At 49.2% G+C, this 2267-nt stretch carries 2 protein-coding genes; one reads left to right on the plus strand and one right to left on the minus strand.

From position 1 onward, the window contains the following. The first annotated feature begins 333 nt into the window (after positions 1–333). The gene (locus NG833_RS29260; RefSeq protein ID WP_254568787.1) at positions 334–1143 is read left to right on the plus strand and encodes an SDR family oxidoreductase; all 810 of its coding nucleotides are present in this window, start codon (positions 334–336) and stop codon (positions 1141–1143) included. Positions 1144–1398: 255 nt separating this feature from the next. On the opposite strand, the gene NG833_RS29265 is transcribed toward NG833_RS29260, so the two are convergent. Continuing rightward, positions 1399–2142, minus strand: a complete 744-nt coding sequence (locus NG833_RS29265) for an RNA-guided endonuclease TnpB family protein (protein ID WP_254568788.1) — start codon at positions 2140–2142, stop codon at positions 1399–1401. Positions 2143–2267: the final 125 nt, after the last annotated feature.

Raw genomic sequence — 2267 nt, forward strand, 5'->3', positions numbered from 1 at the left:
CGCAATGCTTGCGCCCTCCGGAGGGCGCAAGCATTGCGCCCCTACAAGAAATAACGATTTTTCGTCATTAAATTTACCACCTTGACCGGGCTAGGGTTTGAACCTTCGCCGGTAGTGGCGCTAGGTGCAAAATGTCAGTGTTACACAACTTTACATGAAATCTTAATGCATTGACTCCGGATTTCCGAATCACGAGGGAGGAATTTGCCCAATTTCCGGGGAATTGTCCCATCCATCTCTATCTGTGGGCGGTTTCAGGATTACAGAACCGCCTCCTAAACTAAAGCAGAATTTAATATCCTCAAATATCTTTGCGCGTTGGGAGAATAGCCGATGAATGGAAAAATTTTAGAAAATCAAGTGGTTTTGGTGACGGGTTCAAGTTCGGGAATTGGTGCCGGAATTGCAGTTGGGATGGGAAAGGCTGGGGCGAAAGTGGTCGTTAACTATCGTAGCAGTCCGGAAGGTGCAGAGAAAGTGGTTGACGAAATTAAATCTCAGGGCAGTGAGGCGATCGCCATTCAAGGGGATATCAGCAAAGAAGAGGATGTGCAGAAAATGTTCTCTCAACTCTGTGAACAGTTTGGCACGATTGATATTTTAATTAATAATGCCGGGATTCAGCAAGATGCAAATCTGGTTGACATGACCCTAAAACAATGGCAAAAAGTCATGGATGTTAACCTCACCGGCCAATTTCTCTGTACCCGAGAAGCAGTGAAAGAATTTATGCGCAGAGGAGTGGTTGAAGGGCGATCGCGCGCTGCCGGTAAAATTATCTTTATCAGTTCTGTTCATGAAGTAATACCTTGGGCCGGTCATTCCAACTATGCAGCATCTAAAGGCGGAATCAAACTATTTATGCAAAGTATCGCCCAAGAAGTTGCCCGCCACCGCATTCGCGTCAATGGCATCGCCCCCGGTGCGATTAAAACTCCCATTAATGAAGATGCCTGGGATACCCCCGAAGACGAAGCCGCACTGCTCAAATTGATTCCCTATAAACGGATTGGCGTTCCCGAAGATATCGCCAAAGTCGCCGTCTGGTTGGCCTCGGATGATTCAGACTATGTACATGGAGAAACCATTTTCGTCGATGGCGGTATGACATTATATCCTGCCTTTGCCGAAGGTCAAGGGTAAATCAACTCCAGTTTAATCTGCTTCAGCGATGAAACTAGCGATTTCTTTCCCTATGGCCAGATTCCACACCATGAACTACCTCGCTAGCGCGAGATTTTTGACGTTTCCTCGCCCCCAGTTGCTTCATGCTTCCGCAATCGGTAGCGCTGGATGGCTCCACGTCTAACGAGGTCAGTTCCTGACCCCGCGCCCAAATCTCACAGACTTGGGCCGCATTAGGGTGTTCCAACAAATAAATCATCCAAATCCCGATGGTTAAGCACCTAACAAGACTGTATGACGCCGCGCAGGCGGGCTTTGTCCGTGTAGCCCCAGGCTGGACGCTGCGGGTTTTTTGGGGATTTTATTTTTTGGAGTTCCCTTAGTATCCCGATCCTCCCGATGACCACATTCTGGATTGGAGCAAATGTGAACCCGATCGCTTAATGTCTTGGGTGTCAGATTCCAACACTTGGCACATCGTTGAGTCGGCTTCAGCTTCTGAGTGGGTGCTTCCATAAAAAAGCCTTCCCCCTCCACAAGCTTGTACTTAATTGCCGATCGCAGCATTCCCATACTCACATCTAGCATGGAACGGTTAAGACCGGCTTTCTGCTTGTTCTGGCGTTTGCCTTTGCGGGTCATCCCCTGAAGATTGAGTTTCTCCGTAGCCACGATGCTATAACGGCAGGTGATTTCTGTGGCTGTTTGGTGAACCCAATTCTGACGTTGGTTGGCAACTTTGCGCTTCTGTTTGCGGATGCGTTTCTGGGTTGCCTGCCAACGCCGAGAGGCTTTAACTTTGCGTTTTTCAGGGTGGCGCTTCCGACGCAGTTTTTTAGCAAGATGGCGGATTTTGGGTTGAGCCTGGGCGAGAAATTGGGGGGCTTTAATCATCTCCCCAGTGCTAAGGGCGATCGCCACCTTACATCCCAAATCCATGCCTACAATCCCGCTTCCTAATTCCCGTTTGGGTTCACAGGCGACCGTGATGGAGGCGTACCATTTAGGGAACTCCAAAAAATAAAATCCCCAAAAAACCCGCAGGCTGTTCTATGAGCGTTCCGCTAGGAAAGCCTGGAGGCTCACAGGACAAAGCCCGCCTGCGCGGCGTCATACAGTCTTGTTAGGTGCTTAACCATCGG

It is taken from the genome of Oscillatoria sp. HE19RPO, assembly GCF_024220515.1.
In the GTDB taxonomy this organism is placed as follows: domain Bacteria; phylum Cyanobacteriota; class Cyanobacteriia; order Cyanobacteriales; family Laspinemataceae; genus Laspinema.

Bases quoted from the DNA above. Each gene is read 5' to 3' on its own strand.
- NG833_RS29260 (WP_254568787.1), top strand. From the start codon at position 334: ATGAATGGAAAAATTTTAGAAAATCAAGTGGTTTTGGTGACGGGTTCA.